Origin of the sequence: Escherichia sp. KTE52 (genome assembly GCF_000408325.1) — a bacterium.
Taxonomy (GTDB): Bacteria; Pseudomonadota; Gammaproteobacteria; order Enterobacterales; family Enterobacteriaceae; genus Escherichia; species Escherichia marmotae.
In genome coordinates, this window is the sequence record NZ_KE138676.1 from 124,905 (window position 1) to 147,015 (window position 22,111).

The 22,111-nt window shown below is 51.5% G+C and carries 19 protein-coding genes; 9 read left to right on the plus strand and 10 right to left on the minus strand.

The window, feature by feature from the left end:
• Positions 1 to 275 precede the first annotated feature (275 nt).
• On the minus strand, positions 276 to 1,163 hold the full coding sequence (rhtA, locus tag A1SC_RS20425) for a threonine/homoserine exporter RhtA (RefSeq protein ID WP_001119539.1): 888 nt from the start codon (positions 1,161 to 1,163) through the stop codon (positions 276 to 278).
• Positions 1,164 to 1,396: 233 nt separating this feature from the next.
• Here rhtA and A1SC_RS24895 point away from each other — a divergent pair, with 233 nt between their 5' ends.
• Both A1SC_RS24895 and ompX read left to right on the plus strand, forming a co-directional pair.
• Positions 1,397 to 1,462, plus strand: coding sequence for a protein YliM (locus A1SC_RS24895; protein WP_120795379.1), 66 nt, complete (start codon positions 1,397 to 1,399; stop codon positions 1,460 to 1,462).
• A 52-nt stretch (positions 1,463 to 1,514) separates the two neighbouring features.
• On the plus strand, positions 1,515 to 2,030 hold the full coding sequence (ompX, locus tag A1SC_RS20420) for an outer membrane protein OmpX (protein ID WP_001516050.1): 516 nt from the start codon (positions 1,515 to 1,517) through the stop codon (positions 2,028 to 2,030).
• A 50-nt stretch (positions 2,031 to 2,080) separates the two neighbouring features.
• Here ompX and opgE read toward each other — a convergent pair whose 3' ends face one another.
• On the minus strand, positions 2,081 to 3,664 hold the full coding sequence (gene opgE, locus A1SC_RS20415) for a phosphoethanolamine transferase (RefSeq protein WP_016261836.1): 1,584 nt from the start codon (positions 3,662 to 3,664) through the stop codon (positions 2,081 to 2,083).
• 267 nt (positions 3,665 to 3,931) lie between these two features.
• Positions 3,932 to 4,060: a manganase accumulation protein MntS gene (gene mntS / locus A1SC_RS20410; RefSeq protein ID WP_001001759.1), complete on the minus strand. Its 129-nt coding sequence runs from the start codon at positions 4,058 to 4,060 to the stop codon at positions 3,932 to 3,934.
• Between the two features lie 185 nt (positions 4,061 to 4,245).
• On the opposite strand from mntS, the gene mntR reads away from it, so the two are divergent.
• Both mntR and A1SC_RS20400 read left to right on the plus strand, forming a co-directional pair.
• The gene (mntR, locus tag A1SC_RS20405; RefSeq protein ID WP_000091026.1) at positions 4,246 to 4,713 is read left to right on the plus strand and encodes a manganese-binding transcriptional regulator MntR; all 468 of its coding nucleotides are present in this window, start codon (positions 4,246 to 4,248) and stop codon (positions 4,711 to 4,713) included.
• Complete coding sequence (locus A1SC_RS20400) at positions 4,710 to 5,828, plus strand: anion transporter (RefSeq protein ID WP_016248511.1); 1,119 nt, start codon at positions 4,710 to 4,712, stop codon at positions 5,826 to 5,828. The genes mntR and A1SC_RS20400 overlap by 4 nt, the downstream gene beginning before the upstream one ends.
• A gap of 57 nt (positions 5,829 to 5,885) precedes the next feature.
• On the opposite strand, the gene ldtB is transcribed toward A1SC_RS20400, so the two are convergent.
• Positions 5,886 to 6,806, minus strand: coding sequence for a L,D-transpeptidase (ldtB, locus tag A1SC_RS20395; RefSeq protein WP_001056379.1), 921 nt, complete (start codon positions 6,804 to 6,806; stop codon positions 5,886 to 5,888).
• A 218-nt stretch (positions 6,807 to 7,024) separates the two neighbouring features.
• Here ldtB and A1SC_RS20390 point away from each other — a divergent pair, with 218 nt between their 5' ends.
• Positions 7,025 to 8,617, plus strand: a complete 1,593-nt coding sequence (locus A1SC_RS20390; protein WP_000961451.1) for an ABC-F family ATPase — start codon at positions 7,025 to 7,027, stop codon at positions 8,615 to 8,617.
• Between the two features lie 221 nt (positions 8,618 to 8,838).
• On the opposite strand, the gene A1SC_RS20385 is transcribed toward A1SC_RS20390, so the two are convergent.
• The 4 genes from A1SC_RS20385 to A1SC_RS20370 all read right to left on the minus strand — a co-directional run bounded on the left by A1SC_RS20385 (position 8,839) and on the right by A1SC_RS20370 (position 14,547).
• On the minus strand, positions 8,839 to 10,098 hold the full coding sequence (locus A1SC_RS20385) for a DUF1479 domain-containing protein (RefSeq protein ID WP_000144645.1): 1,260 nt from the start codon (positions 10,096 to 10,098) through the stop codon (positions 8,839 to 8,841).
• 150 nt (positions 10,099 to 10,248) lie between these two features.
• Positions 10,249 to 11,064: a sugar-phosphatase YbiV gene (gene ybiV / locus A1SC_RS20380; RefSeq protein ID WP_016248513.1), complete on the minus strand. Its 816-nt coding sequence runs from the start codon at positions 11,062 to 11,064 to the stop codon at positions 10,249 to 10,251.
• Between the two features lie 145 nt (positions 11,065 to 11,209).
• Complete coding sequence (locus tag A1SC_RS20375; RefSeq protein WP_016261838.1) at positions 11,210 to 13,642, minus strand: glycyl radical protein; 2,433 nt, start codon at positions 13,640 to 13,642, stop codon at positions 11,210 to 11,212.
• A gap of 5 nt (positions 13,643 to 13,647) precedes the next feature.
• A complete protein-coding gene (locus tag A1SC_RS20370) occupies positions 13,648 to 14,547 on the minus strand; it encodes a glycyl-radical enzyme activating protein (RefSeq protein ID WP_001516054.1) in 900 nt (299 codons plus the stop codon).
• Positions 14,548 to 14,675: 128 nt separating this feature from the next.
• On the opposite strand from A1SC_RS20370, the gene fsa reads away from it, so the two are divergent.
• Entirely contained in the window at positions 14,676 to 15,338 is a 663-nt protein-coding gene (fsa, locus tag A1SC_RS20365; protein WP_001516055.1) for a fructose-6-phosphate aldolase, read from the plus strand.
• Positions 15,339 to 15,525: 187 nt separating this feature from the next.
• Here fsa and moeB read toward each other — a convergent pair whose 3' ends face one another.
• Positions 15,526 to 16,275 carry a molybdopterin-synthase adenylyltransferase MoeB gene (moeB, locus tag A1SC_RS20360; RefSeq protein ID WP_016248514.1) on the minus strand — a complete coding sequence of 250 codons (750 nt, stop codon included), beginning with the start codon at positions 16,273 to 16,275 and terminating at the stop codon, positions 15,526 to 15,528.
• The gene (moeA, locus tag A1SC_RS20355; protein WP_016248515.1) at positions 16,275 to 17,510 is read right to left on the minus strand and encodes a molybdopterin molybdotransferase MoeA; all 1,236 of its coding nucleotides are present in this window, start codon (positions 17,508 to 17,510) and stop codon (positions 16,275 to 16,277) included. Before moeA ends, moeB begins: the two co-directional genes overlap by 1 nt.
• Before the next feature lie 204 nt (positions 17,511 to 17,714).
• Between moeA and iaaA the strand changes: the two genes are divergently transcribed.
• From iaaA to gsiB, 3 genes are read left to right on the plus strand one after another with little or no spacing between them, the layout of a single operon-like run.
• Positions 17,715 to 18,680, plus strand: coding sequence for a beta-aspartyl-peptidase (gene iaaA, locus A1SC_RS20350; protein WP_000513756.1), 966 nt, complete (start codon positions 17,715 to 17,717; stop codon positions 18,678 to 18,680).
• On the plus strand, positions 18,667 to 20,538 hold the full coding sequence (gene gsiA / locus A1SC_RS20345; protein ID WP_010379674.1) for a glutathione ABC transporter ATP-binding protein GsiA: 1,872 nt from the start codon (positions 18,667 to 18,669) through the stop codon (positions 20,536 to 20,538). Before iaaA ends, gsiA begins: the two co-directional genes overlap by 14 nt.
• Before the next feature lie 19 nt (positions 20,539 to 20,557).
• The gene (gene gsiB, locus A1SC_RS20340; RefSeq protein WP_001516057.1) at positions 20,558 to 22,096 is read left to right on the plus strand and encodes a glutathione ABC transporter substrate-binding protein GsiB; all 1,539 of its coding nucleotides are present in this window, start codon (positions 20,558 to 20,560) and stop codon (positions 22,094 to 22,096) included.
• The last annotated feature ends 15 nt before the right edge of the window (positions 22,097 to 22,111 follow it).

Genomic DNA, 22,111 nt, shown 5'->3' on the forward strand with positions numbered 1-22,111 from the left:
GTCCCAGCAATTAACGGGATTAAGTATAGCACCGGCTATGTATTTCGCTATTGTGGCTGTTCCTATCGCACTAATAGCGGTAATAAACGTGAAAAATAAAATCTGATATAAATTCAGTAAGTTATATGTAATGATAAGAACGATTCTTATTTATTTGTTCATCAGAAGCTTTCGGAATAAATATGCTTTTGTATAACCGGATATATAAGGCCGTAGCAGGTGAAAAAAAGCGGAATATTCTGCATGGTTATGCATAACCATGCAGAATTGTAAATTTAAGTAATATCTAATTCTTCTATTTTGTTCTCTTTGCGTGCTGTCAGCGTGGAGCCCATTGAAGCGGCAATGATAGCGCCGAGTGCCAGAAGCTGTATCGGCGTCAGCATCTCACCGAGGAAAATCATCCCGGAAATGGCGGCCAGCGCCGGTTCCATGCTCATCAGAGTGCCAAATGTTCGCGTCGGCAAACGGGTGAGGGCAATCATCTCCAGCGAGTAGGGCAGAGCGGTCGAGAGGATTGCGACAGCCAAACCCAATGGAACCACTGCCCAGTGCCAGAGAGCCTCTCCTGCCTGTAACGCGCCAATTGGCACGAAAATTAACGCCGCAATCAGCGAGCCAACTGCCACCGTTGCAGGGCCGTGTTCAGCACCCGCACGTTGCCCACTTAATATGTAGATAGCCCAACAAGCACCGGCACCGAGAGCCAGCGCACAGCCGGTTAAATCGACATGGGAAACATCTTGCCCCAGCGGCAGCAGGAACCACAGACCGAGCACTGCCAGCAAAACCCAAACGAAATCTACCGGACGACGCGAGGAGAACAGCGCCACCGCCAGTGGTCCGGTGAACTCCAGCGCAACCGCAATTCCCAGTGGTACGGTCTGAATAGAAAGATAAAAAAGATAGTTCATTCCACCCAGCGATACACCGTAAAACAACAGTGGCAACCGTTGTTCTTTGGCAAAACGCAGCCGCCACGGCTTAAAGAAAGCGATAAGAATCAGTGTCCCCAGAGCAAGACGCAGTGCAGTAACCCCGGGCGCGCCAACCAGTGGAAAAAGAGATTTTGCTAATGAGGCTCCACCTTGAATAGATGCCATGGCAACGAGCAATATTAATATCGGTAACCACACCGGCATTTTACGTAATGACCCTGGCATCATTTCTCCCATAAGTTTGTATAGTAAGGTAAAGCGTGGAGTGTACTGGATATACCGCAGGCTGGTTGAGCATTTGTTGAAAAATTTTTCCCCGTTTTGACTAAAATGCGCCAGGATTGATTGACTCATTAGTCTGATGATTAGGAATAATCTGGATGAGTGAGAGTGAAAATATGCGTAATACTTACGCAATTCACTGAAAAAATGATTTAAATTTAGATGGATAGCGGCATGTGGAAACGTTCTGTTACATGAAATGGCCCGTTAGACATCACAAATCGCGAAGAGTTTCCCATTAATTTTTGATATATTTAAAGCTTAGGACTTATTTGAATCACATTTGAGGTGGTTATGAAAAAAATTGCATGTCTTTCAGCACTGGCCGCAGTTCTGGCTTTCACCGCAGGTACTTCCGTAGCTGCTACTTCTACCGTTACTGGTGGTTATGCTCAGAGCGACGCTCAGGGCAAAATGAACAAAATGGGCGGTTTCAACCTGAAATACCGCTATGAAGAAGACAACAGCCCGCTGGGTGTGATCGGTTCTTTCACTTACACTGAAAAAAGTCGTACTAACAGTGCAGGCGATTACAACAAAACCCAGTACTACGGCATCACCGCAGGTCCGGCATACCGTATCAATGACTGGGCGAGCATCTATGGTGTAGTCGGTGTTGGTTACGGTAAATTCCAGGATACTAACTACCCGACCTTCAAACACGACACCAGCGACTACGGCTTCTCCTACGGTGCGGGTCTGCAGTTCAACCCAATCGAAAACGTTGCTCTGGACTTCTCTTACGAGCAGAGCCGTATTCGTAACGTTGACGTAGGCACCTGGATTGCCGGTGTTGGTTACCGCTTCTAATCACTTCGGTGATATAAAAAATCCGCCTCTCGGGGCGGATTTTTTTTGTCTCAAGATTTGGGATCGAATATATCGGTTCCGAGATGGTTGTAATCCACCTTCTGTAACTGGAAGTTTGTGATGTATATCGGTCCGGCTTTCTTTTCAGAAATAAACGGGTATTTGATGTTAATTTCCTTCGCTTTTATCCCCGTCCACTGTGAGAAAAAGCCTAAGAAGTCATTGGCTGAACGGCGTGCTTTAATTACCCGATGCGCTTTATCGTCGCTTGAAATGACCATAAAAGGCACCTGGAAATTTTGCTGATATTTATCGTCGTGAGCCAGATACTGGACTTCTTTACCGCGTTCCTTAAAGGCCAGACCGTGGTCAGAAAAGTAAACCATAGAGAAACTGTTACCGCTGTTGCGTAACTGGTCATAAAGTTTGCGCAGTAAGTCGTCCGTTTGCGTCATGGTGTAGAGATAGCATGACGTTTCTTTCGATTGTACGAAGGTTTCGTATTTGCCTTGTGTCCGGTCGCAGGCCTGCGGATGTGAGCCCATCAGATGTAAAACAATCAGTTGCGGTTGCGAGTGTTCTTCCGCCAACACCTGAGCGGTCATTTGCAGCAACGCTTCGTCTTTGGTGTTCTTATCGGCTTCAAAATTCCCTTCTTTCAGGAAGTACACTTCATCCGCACGTTTGGCGATGCTGGCGATGGCGGTATCGTATTCACCAATTTGTCCCTGATTGGAAAACCACCATGTCTGAAAACCCGCGCGGTTGGCAAGGGTGACAAAGTTATCCTGAAACTGTGGCTTGCCATCGACCACGCGGTTAAGCGTTAAGCCGAGCGATTTTTGCGTGGAACCACTGGCGGCAATGTAATCAGCAAAAATCAGGCCGTTAACGCTGCTGGCAAACGGGGTGTTGTTCCAGTGGCCGCCAAAGGCACCAAGCGCGTCGCGCCGCGCACTTTCACCGATCACCACCACATAAGTGTGGTATTTCGGCTTAACTGCCGTAATCGTCCAGGTGTCTTTCATCCCGGAAAGTTTCGCCATCCGTTCTTGCTCTTCAATTACCTCGTTATTGTTAACGATGACATCCTTAGCAAAACGAAATACCGGATAGCCAGTATCTTTCAGTTTAAATACGCCGCCCCAGGCCAGGTTTTGAACCGGAGCGACAAAAAATGTCGCCACGCTGAATACCAGGCACAGGCTGTCGAATTTATTCCAGCGCGCTTTTTCACTCTCTTTTTTTCGCCGGACAGCAATCACGCCGAGCGCAAAAATAAATAAGCCGACCAGATAGCTGTACCACGGAAAAATCGTCAGAATTTCAGTCGACTCTTCCATATTTGTGGAGTGCAATGCCAGCAATGTATTGAAGTTAGGCGCGCCGTAGGCCTGAGCAAAGGGGAAATAACAAGCTGCCACTAACGAACTGACGCCGATCAGGACTTTTTGCACGTGAGGCAATGTCCGCCATAGCAAAAGCAAAATAGCCGTAAACGCGGCGGTGTAGAGCAAACTGAAGGGATAGCCTAAGCCGAGATTAATTAATAGCGACTGTAAAAAGTAGAACGCAGTCCACGGGCTAAATACCCGGCTACGGGTAACAAGCGATTCTTTGAGGGTTAAATTCATATGCCACTATCGTAACAAACGCCATGTGCTCACCCTGGCGTCAAGGGTCAATACCTGCAAGAGTGCGAGAAGAGAGTGGAGTGGTCCGCATCCGCGAGCCGCAATATACGCAGGGCTGCAAGAAGATAGAGCGAGCCGCCGCTCAGGTCAACTACTGACGAAAAAATCTTTTGCGAAGAGGATAGCAAATCCGACAAAAAGTGGGGTTTTTCAAGCCAAACAATGTTTCTGCTAAAAGCTGGAGTGAAGCGGCGTACCGCGACGCCGCTATTTATTGGAGGGTTTATCTTGCTGCGGTTTGTTGTTGACCATATCGCACAACATCGAGAGCAGCATTAACCGCACTTTAAAGGGGGAGTAACTAAACACGCGTATACACCTCTTGAACTCATTCATAAGACCTCCTGACTTGCTAATCCCGTCGATCCATGAGGGATGATTGTATTACATACAGATATAGCACAGGCTATATTATATAGCTATTGCTAAAACGTTAAATTTTTGTGCCTTCACAACTCTGGTTTACAATGTGCGCACGAAATGAGAGCGCTATATATGTGTCACCATAATGAGGAAGCACAATGAGTCGTCGCGCAGGTACGCCAACAGTAAAAAAAGTGACGCAGTTAGTGAACGTGGAAGAGCACGTTGAAGGGTTTCGCCAGGTCAGAGAGGCACATCGTCGCGAGCTTATCGACGATTACGTTGAGCTGATTTCTGATTTGATTAGAGAAGTGGGAGAAGCACGTCAGGTTGATATGGCCGCCCGTCTGGGCGTCTCTCAACCGACGGTGGCTAAAATGCTCAAGCGGCTGGCAACAATGGGGCTAATTGAAATGATCCCCTGGCGAGGCGTGTTTTTGACTGCGGAAGGGGAAAAGCTGGCGCAGGAAAGCCGTGAGCGGCATCAGATTGTCGAAAATTTCTTGCTGGTGTTGGGCGTCAGCCCGGAAATCGCCCGTCGTGACGCGGAAGGTATGGAACACCATGTCAGTGAAGAGACGCTGGACGCCTTTCGTTTGTTTACCCAGAAACACGGTGCCAAATGAGCCTGCCTTTTTTACGCACGCTACAAGGCGATCGTTTTTTTCAGTTATTAATTCTTGTTGGCATCGGATTAAGTTTTTTCGTTCCTTTCGCACCAAAGTCCTGGCCTGGCGCTATCGACTGGCACACCATCATCACCTTAAGTGGCCTGATGCTGCTGACCAAAGGTGTGGAGTTAAGCGGTTATTTTGATGTGCTGGGGCGTAAAATGGTGCGCCGTTTTGCCACTGAACGTCGACTGGCAATGTTTATGGTGCTGGCGGCGGCGCTACTTTCTACGTTTCTGACCAACGATGTTGCGCTGTTCATTGTTGTTCCGCTGACCATTACGCTAAAGAGACTGTGTGAGATCCCGGTTAATCGGTTGATTATATTCGAGGCGCTGGCGGTGAATGCCGGATCGCTGCTGACGCCGATAGGCAACCCGCAAAATATTCTTATCTGGGGACGCTCTGGCCTTTCGTTCGCCGGTTTTATTGCACAAATGGCACCGCTGGCTGGCGTGATGATGCTGACACTATTGCTGCTGTGCTGGTGTTGTTTCCCTGGAAGGGCGTTGCAGTATCATACTGGTACGCAAACGCCGGAGTGGAAGCCGCGACTGGTGTGGAGTTGTCTGGGACTGTATATCGTTTTTCTTACGGCGCTTGAGTTGAAACAAGAGCTATGGGGGCTGGTGATTGTAGCAGCGGGATTTGCGCTGCTGGCACGTCGCGTGGTGTTGAGTGTGGACTGGACGCTGCTGCTGGTGTTTATGGCGATGTTTATCGACGTCCATTTGCTGACCCAACTTCCAGCTTTACAGGGCGTGTTGAGTCACGTGAGTCATTTATCCGAACCCGGATTATGGCTAACGGCAATTGGTTTATCGCAGGTGATCAGTAATGTGCCGGGCACAATTTTGCTGCTGAACTATGTGCCGCCGTCGTTGTTACTGGCCTGGGCGGTAAATGTCGGGGGTTTTGGTTTGTTACCGGGATCGCTGGCAAATTTGATTGCACTGCGTATGGCGAACGATCGTCGTATCTGGTGGCGTTTCCATCTCTATTCGATACCAATGCTGTTGTGGGCGGCGCTGGTAGGATACGTTTTGTTAGTTATGCTCCCGGTTGGATAAGCGCTGGAAAATAAAAAAGGCGGATTATCAGTCCGCCTTTTGCTTAAGTTTTGAAGATTAATTCAGACGAACTGGCATCCCGGAACGGTTTTGAATAGCCTGGTCCAGAACCGCCTGATCAACATCTGGCTGACCGGTCACGGTCTGTACGCTCTTCGTCAGGGTAATTGGTACAATTTCCTGACCTTCAAACTGAGCTTCGGTCGTAGACAGCGGGTTATGGACTTCAATATAACGGCTGCCGTCTGGCTCGGTGGTCGCTTTCACTGGTTCATCAATAAACTGTACGCGCGTACCAACAGGCACTTTCTCGAACAGGAATTTGATATCTTCGTTACGCAGACGCACACAACCGTGGCTTACACGCAGGCCGATACCAAAGTTGGCGTTGGTGCCGTGGATAGCGTACAGGCGACCGATGTACAGAGCGTACAGCCCCATTGGGTTATCCGGACCAGCCGGAACAACAGCCGGAAGCGGTTCGCCTGCAGCACGGTATTCCGCATGCATTTTGGCGGTCGGTGTCCAGGTCGGGCCGGCTTTCTTACGTTCTACTTTGGTGGTCCAGTTGATAGGCGTGTCTTTACCTAACTGACCAATCCCGATCGGCAGCACGATAACGGTGTTAGTCCCTTTCGGATAGTAATACAGACGCATCTCTGCGCTGTTAATTACAATACCTTCATGAACCGTGTCTGGCAGGATCAGTTGCTGCGGAATGTTCAAGACGGTGCCGCCTTTCGGCAGGAAGGTATCCACACCAGGGTTCGCTTCCATCATATTGGAAAGCCCCATCTGATACTCGGCCGCAAAATACTCCAGCGGCTGGGTATTGCCTTCTGGAATGGTGATCACCTGATTCTGACCAACCAGGCGACTCCCGTCGGTTGGCAGAGGATAAGTTACCGCTGACGCGGTACTGCAAAAGCCGACAACAGCGAAGGCCGCTGCGAATAACGTTTTCAATTTCATATTCATGTTAAGCGAGATTTCGTGCCTGGCAGGCCATTAGGTTGAGAATATTAGAGTATTGGAAGCGCATTATATGTTCATTCCTGCTAACAGTGAAATCAGATGTGTACGAAATCACATTTTTTGCCTTTGGGAAGAGTGTAGACCTTAAGCGGCGAGCGGGATCTTCTTTCAGACTTATGGCATAATACGCGGTTTGTCATATCTCTTTTCAGGATACGCCTGTGTTAGTTTCCAGTAACGTCACCATGCAGTTCGGCAGTAAGCCGTTGTTTGAAAACATTTCCGTCAAATTTGGCGGCGGCAACCGTTACGGCCTGATTGGCGCGAACGGTAGTGGTAAATCCACCTTTATGAAGATCCTCGGCGGCGACTTAGAGCCGACGCTGGGCAACGTTTCCCTCGATCCCAACGAGCGCATTGGTAAACTGCGCCAGGATCAATTTGCCTTTGAAGAGTTCACCGTGCTGGATACGGTGATCATGGGGCATAAAGAGTTGTGGGAAGTGAAACAGGAGCGCGACCGCATCTATGCTTTGCCGGAAATGAGCGAAGAAGATGGCTACAAAGTTGCCGATCTGGAAGTGAAATACGGCGAAATGGACGGTTACTCTGCGGAAGCACGCGCCGGTGAGCTGCTGCTTGGCGTGGGTATTCCAGTGGAGCAACACTACGGTCCAATGAGCGAAGTGGCTCCAGGCTGGAAACTGCGTGTGTTGCTGGCGCAGGCGCTGTTTGCCGATCCTGATATTCTCCTGCTCGACGAACCAACCAACAACCTGGACATCGATACCATTCGTTGGCTGGAGCAGGTGCTGAACGAGCGTGACAGCACCATGATCATCATTTCGCACGACCGTCACTTCCTCAATATGGTCTGTACGCACATGGCGGATTTGGATTACGGTGAGCTGCGCGTTTATCCGGGTAACTACGATGAGTACATGACGGCGGCGACCCAGGCACGCGAACGCCTGCTGGCTGATAACGCCAAGAAGAAAGCGCAGATTGCCGAGTTGCAGTCCTTTGTAAGCCGCTTTAGCGCCAACGCATCGAAATCTCGTCAGGCGACTTCACGTGCGCGTCAGATTGATAAAATCAAACTGGAAGAGGTGAAAGCCTCCAGCCGTCAGAACCCGTTCATTCGTTTTGAGCAGGATAAGAAGCTGTTCCGTAATGCGCTGGAAGTAGAAGGCCTGACTAAAGGGTTTGATAACGGTCCGCTGTTTAAAAATATCAACCTGCTGCTGGAAGTGGGTGAAAAGCTGGCAGTACTCGGCACCAATGGCGTCGGTAAATCGACCCTGCTGAAAACGCTGGTAGGGGATCTGGAACCGGACAATGGTACTGTAAAATGGTCAGAAAATGCGCGTATTGGTTACTACGCACAGGATCATGAATATGAGTTCGATAATGATCTGACCGTGTTTGAATGGATGAGCCAGTGGAAGCAGGAAGGCGATGACGAGCAGGCGGTACGCAGCATTCTCGGTCGTTTGTTGTTCAGCCAGGACGACATCAAAAAGCCTGCTAAAGTACTTTCCGGTGGTGAAAAAGGCCGTATGTTGTTTGGTAAGTTAATGATGCAGAAACCGAATATTCTGATCATGGACGAACCGACCAACCACCTGGATATGGAATCCATCGAGTCGCTGAACATGGCACTGGAACTGTATCAGGGCACGCTGATCTTTGTTTCTCACGACCGTGAGTTCGTAAGCTCCCTGGCGACCCGTATTCTGGAAATCACTCCGGAACGCGTGATCGACTTTAGCGGCAACTACGAAGATTATCTGCGTAGCAGAGGGATCGAGTAAGTTATTGCCCGTCACCCCGATACAGTCGGGGTGACGGCGGCTGAGGACAAACGCAAGATTGCCTGATGCGCTACGCTTATCAGGCCTACGCAGTCCCTGCAATATATTGAATCTGCAAGATTTTGTAGGCTGCATCCGGCATTAACAAAGCGCACGTTGTCAGCTCTCTGAGTAACATCGAACCGACTTCCTTAACCTCACTTCCACTAATCTATCAACTTTCACACGTCCATGCCCAGCGCGCGTTTACCGTGAACGTTCAGATCCTCCAGCGTAAAGCGGCCTTCCCAGTTTGCTTCATAATCTTCACGTGGGAAGTCACCCGGCGAGACGCCTTTTTCCAGTGCCTTTCTGACCTTGTGCGCATAAGCCCGGTTTTTCTCGCACATCGGCGCGGCGGGAATATACATCACGTTCCCCCAGCCTTGTTGATTGTCTACCGGCGCGACGGAGTGAATCACATCGCAGTGCCACCAGACGGAATCCCCCGCTGTTATTGCCGGAATTGACGTGAGTGCTTTTATCAACAATGGGTGCCATTTCTCTGAAATTGGCAGAACCTTACCAGGCGCGACACCGCACAGCTCGTCGTCCGGTACGTCATCCAGTAACGGACGCAGTAAAACGTATGCCATCGCTTCCGGGATTGGCACCACATGTAATAATCCCTGGCCAGGCAACATATCGGAGAGCGCCGTCCAGCCCTGAAATGTGCGGAACACCGAACATTTGGTGGTGTTATCTACGGTGTATTCTTCTACATCGGTACGATGCGCAGCATCCCACGGATCATAATCATCAAAATTACCGTTGAAAACATTGGCAAAAACGCGCTGATAAGCGGGTAATAGCCAGCGTTCCAGAGCACCAGAATCGGTGTGTGCGCCCAGACCTTTGGACGTCGTGCCCGGTGGGCGACGGCGAATTCTGTCCGGATAAATCACGCTGACATCGGGATCAAACCATTGTTTGCCGTTGCTTTCAGATTTCCACAGGCGGTTAAGGAAAGATTGAACCGCAGACATATTGTCGCTCTGCCGCGCTTGCATCTGCGCCTGTGACCAGTAAATGGGATAGATTTCGGGGCGAGAAGCCTCCAGCGAACCGAAAAAACTGTCGCCAGGACCTCTATACACATCATCAAAGTGATTGGCATCAAGGTAGTCGAGCATTGCGCGATCCCACGCCAGCGCCTGCTCACGAGGGAAATGGCCTTTTATTACCGCACAACCGCGGCGCTTAATTTCATTGCGAGTGACATTGTTTACTGTACCGGCTGCAATATCCCTATAAGAGATCTCCGGCCAAACCGGCAATCCTTGTGCTTTCAGGGCATCTATTTCTGCTACACGCGCTTCGATTTTTGCTGAGAGTTTATCGAAGACATGTTGCACATCACCGATCTGCTGTCGCAGCTCCGCTTTCATCTTACGGATAGCCGCTTTCGTATCTGTTGGCAGTGTCTCACAGGTAAAAGTCATATCAACCTCGCATCTTTCATTCGAAAGTAAAAATGATTACGATTGATACTTTAAGTTAAAAATAAGTTAACGCAAAATAAAAATTTTGAGTCACTGCACAAAGCGAGAAAAAAGAGAGAGGCCGGCGGGGGCGCTCCGGCCAGGGGAAGATTACTTATTGAAAGGATCTGTGTTATCCAGCACCGCCTGAATCACATTCAGCGCGCCGTCATGATTATTATCATCGGTAGTGTAACGGGCGATGTGTTTAATGTTTTCCGCTGCATTGCCCATCGCAAAAGAATAACGCGCCATTTTCAGCATCTCTGCGTCGTTACCGCTGTCGCCAATTGCCACCACATTTTGCGGCGACAGATCCCAGCGTTTCAGTAACCGTGAAATGCCATTCGCTTTATGCAGGCCGGGAATAATCAGGTCGATAAACCCAAAGCCACTGGTAACGGGTTTCATTATGCCGTCGAGCGCAACGTGTAGTTTGTCAACTACCAGCGGGATCTGCTCATCCGGCAGGTTAAGTGAAAACTTGAACAGAACATCATCAATGTCCTGATAATCTTTTACCGGTTTCAGGCGATGGTAGTGTTTTGCCATCAATGCAACGAATGATTCAGGGGCATTTTCACTGATGTATGCACTTTGCAGACCGCAGGCAACAAAATTGAGCTGTTTATCTTTCAGCAGTTCACCAATGACAATTCGAGATTCATGCGGGGTCAGTTCGCCGTGGAACAACTGCTTGCCATGTTCGTAGACCAGCGCGCCATTTTCCGCGACAAAAGAGATCTCATTCTTTAGCTCAGGAAAGAAGGAAATGAGCTGGTAATACTGGTTACCGCTGGCGACAACGAACTCGATGCCGCGCTTTTTCAGCTCCTGATATTGCGCCATAAAACGTGCCCGATTGTACGTTTTGGCATCGTTAAGAAAAGTACCGTCCATGTCTGTGACGATAACTTTTACGCTCATATGTGTGCTCCTGGCTCAAAAATGAAACCGTAACAGTGTAATAACAATGTGACGTGGAGCACAAATTATATTTCGAATGAAAGTAAGGGGGAATTGATTATGTGAATGATTTAGCCCGGTAACGACGGCTACCGGGCGGAGAGGACTACAGCATATGTTCGGTACGGGCGATGATATCGTCCTGAGCGTCAGGAGAGAGCGCGGTGAAGAAGGCGGAATAGCCTGCTACACGTACCACCAGATCGCGATACTGATCAGGATGTTTTTTTGCTTCCAGCAGTGTTTCGCGGGAAACGATGTTGTACTGAATATGCCAGCCTTTATGCACTTCGAAGAAGGTACGCAGCAGAACCATCAGCTTCTGCTTGTCGGACTCATTCTCCAGTGTCGCCGGATTCAGTTTCTGGTTGAGCAGTACACCACCAAGAATCGACGCCGTAGGCAGTTTACCTACCGAACCAATCACCGCCGTTGGGCCGAGGTGGTCGGTGCCGGAGGCCGGGCTTGCACCTTCCGCCAGAGGCGTATGCGCTTTACGCCCATCCGGTGTCGCCATCGTCTGTGCACCAAACGGTACGTTCGCGGAGATAGACGACGTACCTGCGTAATAGTTACCGCCAACCGGGCCACGACCGTAGCGCGGATTATGGTACTGCTTCAGTTCATCGATATAGGTCTGATAAGCGCGAGCCAGCAGTGTATCGACGGTATCATCGTCGTTGCCGTACTTCGGCGCGCCATTAATCAGACGCTGACGCAGTTGCTCGTGAGTCAGCCCTTCAAAGTCATCCGCCAGCGCGGCAGCAAGCTGTTGCTGACCAATCGCGCCTTGTTCAAACACCAGTTTTTTCACAGCGGCCAGGCTGTTACCCAGGTTGGCAATACCGACCTGTAAGCCAGAAACCCAGTCATATTTCGCGCCGCCTTGCTTAATACTTTTCGCTCGCTCAATGCAGTCATCCACCAGCGCCGAGCAGAGAATATCGTGTACGTTCTCTTCCAGCATGGTGTCGACGACATATTCGATTTCGATCGATTTGCGCGTGTAGTAACGGATTTGTGTATCCCACGCGTCCATGACTTCATCGAAGTTGTTGAAGTTACCCGCTGACAACGCTTTTTCTTGTGGCAGGAACACTTTGCCGCTGGTGGCATCACGACCACCTTCCAGCGCCGCCAGCATTACGCGGGCGAAGTTGATAAAGCTCATGCCGGTGCAGCGATAGCCCCATTTGCCACCGACGGCAGTTTCGATACAGCCAATTGCCGCGTAATCGTAAGCGTCCTTCGGTTCAATACCGAGTTTAATAAATTCCGGGATCACGATTTCATCGTTGTTAAATGCCGGCATCCCGAAGCCACAGCGGATCACTTGCACGCAGGCATCGAGGAAATCGTTACTCATTCCCGCGTGGTAACGCACGCTGAGGTTAGGCTGAGTTGAACGCAGGCGACCACAGGATTCGAGGATTGCGTAGGAGAGCGGATTCACCGCATCCATCGGCTGACCATCAACCAGGTTTTGCCCACCGATGGTGACGTTCTGATACAGCGGGCTACCGGCAGAGGCTTTGGAGTGCGAACCGGAGCGGATTTTGTTCACTTCCAGCAACTTCAGCCAGCAGCTATGCAGCATCTCAATGGCGTGTTCACGATCCAGCGTCTGGTTGAGTTCAACGTCGCGACGATAGTACGGATAGAGATACTGATCCATACGACCAAACGATACCGAGTGACCGTTGGATTCGATCTGCAAAATCAACTGGATGAAATAGCATAATTGCAGCGCCTGCCAGAAAGTCTGCGGTGGCTGGTGGGCGATGAGATCGCAGTTTTCGGCCATTGCCAGCAGCTCATCGCGACGGCTTTCGCGGGTTTCGGTGGCTGCCATTTCACGCGCCAGGGCGGCGAAACGTTCAATGTGTTCACTGACTGCCACCAGCACGATATCAATGGCTTTCAGGAATTGCTCGCCGTGCAAATCTTCCAGTACCGTCAGGTTAATACGCGAGCGGCGCTCCGCCACTTTTTCGCGCAGACCATCAAGCCCTTTTTCCAGCAGCAGCGGGAAATTGACCGCCAGGTGCGCATCGCCGGAGGTCATATTGCCTTCCGCTTTAATGATGCCGGTTGCCAGCAGGCCTTTTTGCTCATCGGTAAACATGCCATAGCAGCGATCCTGTACGGTTTGACCGCGCCACCACGGGCAGACTTCATGTAGAACACGTTTGTTCTCTTCGCTCACCGCAAAACCAGCGCCGGGACGATCCGCCAGATCATCAATCTCTTTTTCGATCCACGACACGGTATATTCCGGGAAGATCGGCGCGGCGCGGACTTCGCTTGCCTGGTTGCCGATGATCAACTCATCGTGTTTGATCCAGATGGTGCGATTAGCCAGGTGATGCGCCAGCGCCAGCGCGCGACGAACCGGGATTGGCTTATCGAGATGTTGTTGATACATCTCGGTATAGTGCTGTGCGCGCTCGGTACAAACCGGTGGTTTCACAATATGTACCAGCGCATTTTTGTGCGCTTTAATGCGGTCGCTGAGCGTATTCAGTTTCAGTGTTGTCATGATTGTTATCCTCGTAAGGTCGCGGTTAACCCTTTCTGGCAGGCATACTGCTGGGCAAAGTCGAGCAGTTCTGGCGCATCAAGCGGTTTTTCCGGGGCGTCATAGGGCAGATTAAGTAAGTGATATTTGTTGATGCCCAGCGTGTGGTAGGGCAGGAAATGAATTTCACCAACCTGTAGTTCATCGGCGGCAAAATCGGTAATGGCTTTCACTGCGGTTTCATCGGCATTAAAGCCCTGAATCAGCGGTACGCGGATGATGATTTTTTTCCCTGCCGCCGCAAGTTTTTTCAGGTTATCCAACACTCTGGCGGCGTTACCGTCGGTCCATTGTTTAAACGGTGCGTCGGCAACGTGTTTTAAATCGGCAAGAAACAGATCGATATAAGGCAGGGAAGGCGCGATATATTTCCACGGCACATGCAGACAGGTTTCCACTGCGGTATGAATACCGGCTTCGTGGCTGGCTTGCAGTAACGCCGCCGCCATTTCCGGCTGCATAAACGGCTCCCCGCCAGAAAGCGTTAAACCGCCGCCGCTGCGATCGTAAAACGGTTTGTCGCGCAGGACGGTCGCCATGATCTCCTCAACGTTTTTTGTTTCACCGCATACGGTCAGTGCCTGAGTTGGGCAGCAGTCGGTCAGCGCGCTCAGATGCTCAGGCGTTAACTTTTCACGATGGATAAGTAAACCATTCAGCGCTCGCTCAATCACTTCCGGGGCCGCCTTAGCGCACAGCTCGCAGCCTTCCAGGCACAGACGTGCGTCATACAGCAGATCCTGCGTGCGGGCGCGGCTTTCCGGGTTCTGACACCAGCGGCAGCCCAATGAGCAGCCTTTAAGAAAAACTACGGTGCGGATACCGGGACCGTCGTGGGTCGAGTAGCGTTGAATATTGAAGATCATAGATGTCCCTCCGTTTCGTTCAAACATTAAATAGCTTTCGAATGAAAGTTAAATTGATGTGCATCAACTGTTCAGAGGGTTTTTTCGTGATAGTCTGATTTCATACAAAAGTACATTTGAGGATGGCTATGGAACTGTATCTGGATACTTCAGACGTTGCTGCAGTGAAGGCGCTGGCGCGTGTTTTCCCGCTGGCGGGTGTGACCACTAACCCAAGCATTATCGCTGCAGGCAAAAAGCCGCTGGAGGTTGTGCTTCCGGAACTTCACGAAGCGATGGGGGGGCAGGGGCGTTTGTTTGCCCAGGTAATGGCTACCACCGCTGAAGGCATGTTGAACGATGCACGCAAACTGCGTTCTATTATTGCGGATATCGTGGTTAAAGTACCGGTGACCGCCGAGGGGCTGGCAGCCATCAAGATGTTAAAGGCGGAAGGGATCCCAACGTTGGGCACGGCGGTGTATGGCGCGGCGCAAGGTCTGCTGTCAGCGCTGGCGGGTGCGGAATATGTTGCGCCTTACGTGAACCGTATTGATGCCCAGGGCGGAAGTGGTATTCAGACTGTGACCGATTTGCATCAGTTGCTGAAAATGCATGCACCACAGGCGAAAGTGCTGGCGGCGAGTTTCAAAACCCCGCGTCAGGCGCTGGACTGCTTACTGGCAGGATGTGAGTCAATCACGCTGCCGCTGGATGTTGCGCAGCAGATGATTAGTTATCCGGCGGTCGATGCCGCCGTGGCGAAGTTTGAGCAGGACTGGCAGGGGGCGTTTGGCCGGACGTCGATTTAACAGGACGTTCACCATCCTCAAAAATTGATTATGACGTGGCGGAGTGCACCGACGCCTGCCGCGTCTTATCAGGCCTGGAAATCTGCGCCCGAACCGTAGGCCAGATAAGGCGTTCGCGCCGCATCTGGCGTCTGGAGCAAATGCCCATGCGATGCCTGCCGCGTCTTATCAGGACTACAGGCGACAATTACTGTCCGCACACCTCACATCCAGGATTGCGCATCAGCTTCATTTCGCGAAACTGACAGGTCATCGCATCGTACATCACGATTTTCCCATTGGCAGGTTTGCCATAACCTGCCAGCAGTTTGATCGCTTCCATTGCCTGCAACGAACCAATTACGCCGATCAACGGAGCCATTACGCCTGCTTCCACGCAGGTTAACGCGTTTTCGCCAAACAGACGACTCAGGCAACGGTAGCACGGTTCACCATCCTGCCAGGTAAAGACGGTGATTTGACCTTCCATACGAATCGCCGCGCCAGAAACCAGCGGCACCTTTGCGGCAAAACAGCCCGCGTTAAGTTGATTACGTACCGTGACATTATCTGTACAGTCGAGCACCAGATTGTGTTTTGCAATCAACGCAGCAAGTTCAGCGTCGTCAAGCAGCGCATTCACCGGTGTAATTGCGATGTGAGGATTGATTCGCGCCAGTGCCTCACGGGCGGATTCAACCTTCGGTTGCCCGACCGTGGCATCACTGTGTAGTGTCTGACGTTGCAGATTCGAGAGCGAAACGGTGTCAAAGTCGAGCAACGTCAGGTTGCCGATGCCCGCACTTGCCAGATATTGCGATGCTGCACACCCCAGCCCGCCCAGGCCAACGACCAACACGCGAGAATCTTTCAGCGCTTCCTGACCGTCAAAATCAAAACCACGCAGGATGATTTGCCGGTTATAGCGCAGCATCTCCTGATCGCTGAGTTCCGCCATTACAAGCCCCCGAACAACGCGTTAAATGGCTCGACTTCTACCCATTCGCCCGCTTCTACATTTCCGCGATCGCGTTCCAGCACGATAAAACAGTTACCGAGACTAAAAGAACTAAAAATATGCGAACCCTGATGTCCGGTGGTCGACACTTCCAGTTCGCCGTTGGCGTTGCGTTGTAGCACGCCACGCTGGAAATCAAGACGTCCGGGGGATTTCTTCAGTCGAGATACTGTGCGTACGCGCTGACGCGCTGGCAGGCCGCTGGCGGTGTTGCCGCTTAATTTTGCCAGTAACGGTTGTACCAGTTGATAGAAAGTCAGCGTCGCAGAAACCGGGTTGCCCGGCAGGCCACAGAACCAGCTATTAGAGAGTTTGCCGAACGCAAACGGTTTGCCTGGTTTAATCGCCAGTTTCCAGAATGCGATTTCGCCCAGCTCTTCGAGAATGTTTTTGGTGTAATCCGCTTCACCAACCGAAACGCCGCCGGAACTGATCACCACATCCGCCTGACTGTCAGCTTCAATAAATGCCGCACGTAATGCGTTCGGGTCGTCACGGATAATCCCTAAGTTAATTACCTCGCAACCTAACTGTTCCAGCATCAGGTGCACGGCGAGACGGTTGGTATCGTAGATTTGACCATCACCCAGCGGCTGACCGGGTAACTGTAACTCATCACCCGTGGAAAATAGCGCCACACGCACTTTGCGAATCACCGGAACTTCGGCAATCCCCAACGAAGCAATCACGGGCAGTTCGGCAGTAGTCAGGCGAGTACCTGTCGGGAAAACAACTGCTCCCGCGGAGATATCCTCACCGCGTCGACGAATATTTTGCCCGCGACTTACTTCAGCGGTAAAACGTACGCCATTGTCCGTTTGTTCAGTCTGTTCCTGCATTACCACAGCTTCACAGCCTTCCGGCACCGGCGCGCCGGTCATAATACGAATACAGGTGCCAGCAGGCCACTCGCCATGATACGGCTGACCCGCAAACGACTTACCGGCGACGGGCAGTGGTTGACCGGAAGCGACATCGGCTAAACGAACCGCGTAGCCGTCCATTGCGGAGTTATCAAACCCAGGGACATCCAGCGGCGAAGTGACATCGCTTGCCAGAATGCGACCAAAACACTGTACCAGTGGCAGCGTTTCCTGGGGAGTCAGAGGGGTAACGCGAGAAAGCATCTCATTAAGCGCGGTGTCGAGCGGCATCAAACCGGTGGTAAATTCCATGAAAACACTCCTGCGGAGGCAAAATCGAATTTGCTTATTATGTCAGAAAAACGCCCCGGACTGTATGCCACCTCGGGCGTAGCGTGGGTTCCTGCCTTTACATGCCATATACATCTTTCTATATTCAAAAATTGAATGAGTAATTCATAAAAATTCTGATATTTATAGCAAAAGTGGCGAGCCACCCTTTAATGGACGAAAACTATGGGCAAAGCAGTCATTGCAATTCACGGTGGCGCAGGCGCAATTAGCCGCGCGCAGATGAGTCTGCAACAGGAATTACGCTACATTGAGGCGCTGTCTGCCATTGTTGAAACCGGGCAGAAAATGCTTGAAGCGGGCGAAAGTGCGCTGGATGTGGTAACAGAAGCTGTGCGCTTGCTGGAAGAGTGCCCACTATTTAACGCCGGTATTGGTGCTGTCTTCACCCGTGATGAAACTCATGAGCTGGATGCCTGTGTGATGGATGGTAACACCCTGAAAGCCGGTGCGGTCGCGGGCGTCAGTCATCTGCGCAATCCGATTCTTGCTGCCCGTCTGGTGATGGAGCAAAGCCCGCATGTGATGATGATTGGCGAAGGAGCGGAAAATTTTGCTTTTGCTCATGACATGGAACGCGTCTCGCCGGAGATTTTTTCCACGCCTTTGCGTTATGAACAACTGATGGCGGCGCGTGAGGAAGGGGAAATGATCCTCGACCATAGCGACGCACCGCTGGATGAAAAACAGAAAATGGGCACTGTGGGCGCTGTGGCGTTGGATCAATACGGCAACCTGGCGGCAGCCACGTCCACGGGGGGAATGACTAACAAATTACCCGGTCGGGTCGGTGACAGCCCGCTTGTCGGTGCCGGGTGCTACGCCAATAACGCCAGCGTGGCGGTTTCTTGTACCGGTACGGGCGAAGTCTTCATTCGTACGCTGGCGGCATATGACATCGCTGCGTTAATGGATTACGGCGGTTTAAGTCTCGCGGAAGCCTGCGAGCGGGTAGTGATGGAAAAACTCCCTGCGCTTGATGGCAGTGGTGGTTTAATCGCTATCGATCATGAAGGTAACGTCGCGTTACCGTTTAACACCGAAGGAATGTATCGCGCCTGGGGCTATGCAGGCGATACGCCAACCACCGGTATCTACCGTGAAAAAGGGGACACCGTTGCCACACAGTGATGAGCTTGATGCCGGTGATGTGCTGGCGGTTGAGAACCTCAATATTGCCTTTATACAAGACCTGCAGAAAATGGCTGCGGTTCGCGGCCTCTCTTTTAGTCTGCAACGCGGCGAGACGCTGGCGATTGTTGGCGAATCCGGTTCCGGCAAGTCAGTTACAGCACTGGCGTTGATGCGTCTGCTGGAACAGGCGGGCGGTTTGGTACAGTGCGATAAAATGCTGTTGCGGCGGCGCAGCCATGAGGTGATTGAGCTTAGTACGCAGAGCTCCGGGCAAATGCAGCATATACGCGGCGCAGATATAGCGATGATTTTCCAGGAGCCGATGACGTCGCTAAACCCGGTATTTACTGTGGGTGAGCAGATTGCTGAGTCTATCCGTTTGCATCAAAACGCCAGTCGTGAAGAAGCGATGGTGGAGGCGAAGCGGATGCTGGATCAGGTTCGCATTCCGGAAGCTCAAACCATTCTTTCACGTTATCCCCATCAACTCTCCGGAGGGATGCGCCAGCGGGTCATGATCGCAATGGCACTGTCATGTCGCCCGGCGGTGCTGATTGCCGATGAGCCGACCACCGCGCTGGATGTCACCATCCAGGCGCAGATCCTGCAATTAATCAAAGTATTGCAAAAAGAGATGTCGATGGGCGTCATCTTTATCACTCACGATATGGGCGTGGTGGCAGAGATTGCCGATCGGGTGCTGGTGATGTATCAGGGCGAGGCGGTTGAAACGGGTAGCGTCGAACAGATATTTCATGCGCCGCAGCACCCCTATACCCGTGCACTGCTGGCTGCTGTTCCGCAGCTCGGCGCGATGAAAGGGCAAGATTATCCCCGTCGTTTTCCGCTGATATCACTTGAACATCCGGCTAAACAGGAAAGTCCTGTCGAACAGAAAACGGTGGTGGATGGCGAACCTGTTTTACAGGTGCGTAATCTGGTTACCCGTTTCCCTTTGCGTAGCGGGTTGTTGAATCGCGTAACGCGAGAAGTGCACGCCGTTGAGAAAGTCAGTTTTGATCTCAGGCCTGGTGAAACGCTGTCGCTGGTGGGCGAGTCTGGCAGCGGTAAATCCACTACCGGACGGGCGCTGTTGCGCCTGGTCGAATCGCAGAGCGGCGAAATTATCTTTAACGGTCAGCGAATCGATACTCTCTCGCCCGGTAAACTTCAGTCGTTGCGCCGCAATATCCAGTTTATTTTTCAGGATCCTTACGCCTCGCTGGATCCTCGCCAGACCATCGGTGATTCGATTATCGAACCGCTGCGCGTACACGGTTTATTGCAGGGTAAAGAAGCTGCTGCACGCGTTGCGTGGTTGCTGGAGCGCGTTGGCCTGTTACCTGAACACGCATGGCGTTACCCGCATGAGTTTTCTGGTGGTCAGCGTCAGCGCATCTGCATTGCCCGTGCGTTGGCGCTGAATCCGAAAGTGATTATTGCCGATGAAGCCGTGTCGGCGCTGGATGTTTCTATTCGCGGGCAAATTATCAACCTGTTGCTTGATCTTCAGCGTGATTTCGGTATCGCGTATCTATTTATCTCCCACGATATGGCAGTCGTGGAGCGGATCAGTCATCGCGTGGCGGTGATGTATCTCGGGCAAATCGTTGAGATTGGCCCACGGCGCGCGATATTTGAAAATCCGCAGCACCCTTATACGCGTAAATTACTGGCGGCAGTTCCGGTGGCGGAACCGTCCCGACTGCGACCACGGCGCGTACTGTTGTCGGACGATCTTCCCAGCAATATTCATCTGCGTGGCGAAGAGGTTGCCACCGTCTCGTTACAATGCGTCGGACCGGGGCATTACGTCGCACAACCACAATCAGAATACGCATTCATGCGTAGATAACATTCAGGCGGAGAATAAAATGGCAAGAGCTGTACACCGTAGTGGGTTAGTGGCGCTGGGCATTGCCACAGCGTTGATGGCATCTTGTGCATTCGCTGCCAAAGATGTGGTTGTGGCGGTGGGGTCGAACTTCACCACGCTCGATCCGTATGACGCGAATGACACGTTATCGCAGGCTGTGGCGAAATCGTTTTATCAGGGGCTGTTCGGTCTGGATAAAGAGATGAAGCTGAAAAATGTGCTGGCAGAGAGTTATACCGTCTCTGATGACGGCCTCACTTACACCGTGAAATTGCGCGAAGGGATTAAGTTCCAGGACGGCACTGACTTCAACGCTGCGGCGGTAAAAGCGAATCTGGATCGAGCCAGCGATCCGGCGAATCATCTTAAACGCTATAACTTGTACAAAAATATTGCCAAAACTGAAGCGGTCGATCCGACAACGGTGAAGATTACGCTCAAACAGCCGTTTTCCGCGTTTATTAATATTCTCGCTCATCCGGCGACAGCAATGATTTCACCTGCGGCACTGGAAAAATATGGTAAAGAGATCGGCTTTCATCCGGTCGGAACCGGGCCGTATGCGCTGGATACCTGGAATCAGACCGATTTTGTGAAAGTGAAGAAATTTGCGGGTTACTGGCAGCCCGGTCTGCCCAAACTGGACAGCATTACCTGGCGTCCGGTGGCGGACAACAACACCCGGGCGGCAATGTTGCAAACCGGTGAAGCGCAGTTTGCTTTCCCTATTCCTTATGAACAAGCCGCGTTACTGGAGAAGAACAAAAATATCGAGCTGATGGCCAGTCCGTCGATTATGCAGCGTTATATCAGCATGAACGTGACGCAAAAGCCGTTCGATAATCCGAAAGTGCGTGAGGCGCTGAATTACGCCATCAACCGTCAGGCGCTGGTTAAGGTGGCATTTGCAGGATATGCAACGCCAGCTACCGGTGTTGTACCTCCGAGTATTGCCTACGCGCAAAGTTATCAACCGTGGCCTTACAATCCGGCTAAAGCACGTGAGTTACTGAAAGAGGCGGGGTATCCCAACGGTTTCAGTACCACGCTGTGGTCATCACATAACCACAGCACCGCGCAGAAAGTGCTGCAATTTACCCAGCAGCAGTTAGCGCAGGTAGGGATTAAAGCCCAGGTGACGGCGATGGATGCCGGACAACGGGCGGCGGAAGTGGAAGGAAAAGGGCAGAAAGAGAGCAATGTGCGGATGTTCTACACGGGGTGGTCGGCATCGACCGGCGAAGCTGACTGGGCGCTTTCGCCGCTGTTTGCTTCGCAGAACTGGCCACCGACGCTGTTTAATACCGCGTTTTACAGCAATAAGCAGGTGGATGAAGACCTTGCTCAGGCACTGAAAACCAACGATCCGGCGGAAAAGGCACGCTTGTATAAGGCGGCGCAGGATATCATCTGGCAAGAATCGCCGTGGATCCCGCTGGTGGTAGAAAAACTGGTGTCGGCACACAGTAAAAACCTGACCGGTTTTTGGATCATGCCAGATACAGGCTTTAGCTTTGAAGACGCGGATTTGCAATAAGCAACGCAGGGAGTG